A 4,094-nucleotide genomic window follows, 5' to 3' on the forward strand; every position below is an offset into this window, starting at 1 on the left:
CCCACAGTGGTCGGTGTCGATCACGAAATTTTGTGTACGGCACCGAACTTGTGGGAGCTGGCTTGCCAGCGATGAGGCCCGATCAGACGCTAGACAACCTTCAAGGATATTTGCGCTTGTCCGGCGCCGGCGGGAAGTACTGGTACAACCAGGTCTCGCTCAGCGTGCGGTCATTGGTGCGGATGAACAGGCGCAGTTCCACCGGGTCGACGCTGTCGCTGGTCGGGTACCAGTCGAACAGGATCCGGTAACCCTTGATGTCATCGAGCACCAGCACGCTGAAGTCCTGCACCTTGCCGTTGGAGCAGGTAACCACCGGTTCGATCCCGGTGCCCTGCGGCAGGCGATCCAGGCCGCCACCGGTGAAGTCCACGGCAAAGCGCCGTGCCCAGACCGGCGGATAGTGCTCGCCCGGTGCCCAGCCTTCGACGAAGCCCCCCATACCCGAGCGAGTCGCATGCACCCGCGCCAGCGGTGTGCCAACCGGCGGCAGAGCGCTCCAGTAGAGCTTGTAGCCGTAATTCAGGGAGTCACCGGCAGCCACCGGCTTCTTCGGGGTCCAGAACGCGACGATGTTATCGAGGGTTTCGCCGGTGGTCGGAATTTCCAGCAGATCGATCGAGCCTTCGCCCCACGCGGTTGTAGGCTCGACCCACAGGCTCGGGCGCTTGCTGTACCAGTCGACAGTGTCCTGATAGTTGGCGAATTCGTGGTCGGTCTGTACCAGACCGAAGCCTTTCGGATCAGTGTCGGCAAACGCGTTGAACTGCAGGGTCGCCGGGTTGTTCAGCGGACGGCAAATCCACTCGCCATTGCCACGCCACATCGCCAGTCGATCAGAGTCATGGATCTGCGGGTGAATGGTGTCGCACATGCGGCGTTCGTGGGTGCCGCAGCTGAACATGCTGGTCATCGGCGCAATGCCCAGCTGTTCGATGACGGTCCGCGCGTTGATGTGGGCGTCGATCTCCATCACCACGCGCTCGGCCTGGCAATCGATGTCGAAGCGATAGGCGCCAGTCGCACTCGGCGAGTCGAGCAGGGCGTAGACCACAAAACGCGTGGCGTTCTGCTCCGGAGTTTCGAACCAGAATTTGGTGAAGTCAGGAAACTCTTCGCGCTTTTTGGCGTAGGTGTCGATGGCCAGACCACGGGCCGAGAGGCCATATTGGCCAGTGGCGTCCACCGCGCGGAAATAGCTGGCGCCGAGGAACGACACCACGTCGTGACGATCCAGCTCCGGCGCCTTGAACAGCTTGAAGCCGGCAAAGCCCAGGTCGCCCTTGAGCTGCTGGGTATCGACCGAGGTGTTCTCGTAGTTGAACAACGTCGGGCGGAAATGCACTTCGCGCGCGGTGCGGGTCTTTGGATCGACGCTGTACATGCGCACGGGCTGGCGGAAACCCATGCCGACGTGGAAGAACTGCACGTCCAGTTGACCCTTGTTTTCCTTCCACAGCGAATGGTCGCCATCGTAGCGGATCGCGTTGAAGTTCTGCGGGGTCATGGTCGCCAGGGTCGGCGGCAGCACCTGTTTAGTGTCCTGATAGGCCGAACCGGCCAGTTGCTTGGCCTGACGCTTGAGCGCTTCGAAATCGAAGGCCTGCGCTTCGCCATCAGCGGCGCCACCATTGGCGGCCCAGGCACGGGCGGCCAGCAGGCCGGAAGCCGAGAGACCGGTGTAAGCCGCAATGGCCATCGACGCTTTGAGCAAATTCCTGCGGTGCATAAATACAACCTGTCGTGAGCAATCCCGCGCCGTTCCTGGCACGTGCTGGATCAGAAATTACGGTTCGGACAAGCCTTCGGCCAAACGCAACGGACTATAAACAGATGCCGGCTAGCTTAAACGGTTCGCTCGCCGAGCAAAATTCGTTGATACACGATGACAGCGTGTCAATGAAACAAGACATGTCGGTTAAACGTCCTACGGCACTTACTGATTTACAGGGCATATCTGCTTTTTTCGACTAATTACTCTAAAAACCGCTTTTCAGCGCCGATTAAATTTCTATTCTATGGGCATGGCCGGTGCGACCGGCAGGGCACAGGCGCTGCTGTAAGGGGCAGGGCGATGTGGTGATCAGCAATTCTTCGACGTATCAGAGAAGGACATCGTCCATGGCAAAAATACAAGGCATCGCCGAAATGCTCGGCATCTTTCCCTGCCTGAGCAGCGGACGCAGAAGGCGTCGATTGAGTTCTGAAGAGCTGAAGCTGGTGGAGCGTTATCGCGAGTTGTCGGAGAGTGACCGGATTGCGATGCGCTATCTGGTGGATGCGATGCGCAGTGTTTCGCGGTTTTGAGTGTGTCTAGCCCTGAAACAGGCTTACACCTGTTTCAGGGCTAGACAATTGATGACGGCGCTTCGAGGAGGCCCCGGAATCAAAATTCGATTCCGGGGAACTCGTCTTAGCGACTCACCTTCCAAGCATCCCCAGCCGGCGCCTTCCCATGGTCATACGGCTTGCCAATCCACATATAAATCAACCCCAGTCCAATCACGATCGCCGTGCTCAACACCATCGCATAGTTCACGTACCACGCCGCATCCGGCGTGCGTGGCCAGGCCATGTTGATGATTGCGCCGACGCCGTACACCAGCGCGCCGATGTTTACCGGCCAGCCCCACGCGCCGAGGGTGAATTTGCCGCTCGGTTTCCAGCCTTTCATCCGCGCATACAACGCGGCCAGCACGATCATCTGGAACGCGAGGTAGATGCCGATGGCGGCGAAGCTGACGATCGTGGCCACGGCGTCCTGCAGGAAGAAGCCGAGGGCGATGATCAGGGCGGGCAGGACGCCGGACACGAACAGCGCGGCAACCGGCACCTGAGTGGTAGGAGAAATCTTTTTCAGCAGTCGGCTGCCGATCACCATTTCATCGCGAGCGTAGGAGTACAGCAGACGACTGGCTGCTGCCTGCAGGCTGATGACGCAGGAGATGAAGGAAATCATCACCACGCCCATCACCACTTTCGAGCCAATCGGGCCGAAGGCGTTATTGAGGATGGTGGTGACCGGGTCCTTGTCGGTGCCGTTGATCACCGCTTGCATGTCCGGCACGGCGAGGATCAGCGCCAGGCAGGCGAACATCGCCGCGATGCCGCCGATGTAGATGGTCATGCGCATGGCCACCGGGATTTTTGCGCTGGGTTTCGGAGTTTCCTCGGCGACATCGCCGCAGGCTTCGAAACCGTAGTAGAGGAACATCCCTGCCAGCGAAGCGGTGAGGAACGCCGGCAGGTACGAGCCGTCAACGCTGATGTCGAAGGTGTTGAACAGCACGCTCAGCGGCTGATGACGTTCGAAAACCAGCAGGTAGACGCCGACGATCACCGCGCCGACCAGTTCGCAGAGGAAGCCGAACATGGCGATCCGCGCCAGCACTTGTGTGCCGCTCAGATTGACCAGCGTGGCGAACAGTGTCAGCACCAGCGCGATAACGATATTGGTGTTGTTGCTCGGCTCAAACCCGAGCATCGCCGCCAGATACGGGCCGGCACCGACAGCCACCGCTGCGATGGTCACGCACAGGGCGATGGAGTAGATCCAGCCGACCATCCATGCCCATTTCTTGCCAACCAGACGCCGTGCCCATGGATAGACGCCGCCGGAAATCGGGAACTGCGACACCACTTCGCCGAAGATCAGGCACACCAGCAACTGGCCGCAACCGACCAGCAGGTAAGCCCAGAACATCGGTGGTCCGCCAGCGGCGAGGCACAGGCCGAACAGGGTATAAACCCCTACGACCGGCGACAGATAAGTGAAGCCCAGCGCGAAGTTTTCCCACAGGCTCATGCTGCGGTTGAAGTTCGAGGTGTAGCCCAGTTTGCGCAGTTGTTCGGCATCGCTGTCGGCAACGGCGGCCGCGAATTCGGGTGAGGCACTCATGCGTGTTTGCTCCGTGAAATCGGCAGATTTCGGATGGCCGAAACCGTGGCGGTGCTTTGCGGGCGCCGCCCGGGTCGGTAGTTATTGTTTTGGTGTCCTGGTGGTGCGTAATGCCGGTTTCCTTCCTGAAACCGGGGTGACGCCTTCGCTGGCAAGCCAGCTCCCACAAGAGCTGCATTGAACCTTGTGGGAGCTG

General features: G+C 59.9%; 3 protein-coding genes. 1 reads left to right on the forward strand and 2 read right to left on the reverse strand.

What is annotated here, in order from left to right:
* Positions 1 to 100: 100 nt before the first annotated feature.
* Positions 101 to 1,729, reverse strand: a complete 1,629-nt coding sequence (locus HT737_RS21085; protein WP_182403937.1) for a glucan biosynthesis protein D — start codon at positions 1,727 to 1,729, stop codon at positions 101 to 103.
* 392 nt (positions 1,730 to 2,121) lie between these two features.
* On the opposite strand from HT737_RS21085, the gene HT737_RS21090 reads away from it, so the two are divergent.
* On the forward strand, positions 2,122 to 2,307 hold the full coding sequence (locus tag HT737_RS21090; RefSeq protein ID WP_041063212.1) for a hypothetical protein: 186 nt from the start codon (positions 2,122 to 2,124) through the stop codon (positions 2,305 to 2,307).
* Between the two features lie 106 nt (positions 2,308 to 2,413).
* On the opposite strand, the gene HT737_RS21095 is transcribed toward HT737_RS21090, so the two are convergent.
* Positions 2,414 to 3,898 carry an APC family permease gene (locus HT737_RS21095; protein WP_182403938.1) on the reverse strand — a complete coding sequence of 495 codons (1,485 nt, stop codon included), beginning with the start codon at positions 3,896 to 3,898 and terminating at the stop codon, positions 2,414 to 2,416.
* Positions 3,899 to 4,094 lie beyond the last annotated feature (196 nt).

It is taken from the genome of Pseudomonas sp. MD195_PC81_125, from assembly GCF_014060985.1.
GTDB lineage: Bacteria > Pseudomonadota > Gammaproteobacteria > Pseudomonadales > Pseudomonadaceae > Aquipseudomonas > Aquipseudomonas parakoreensis.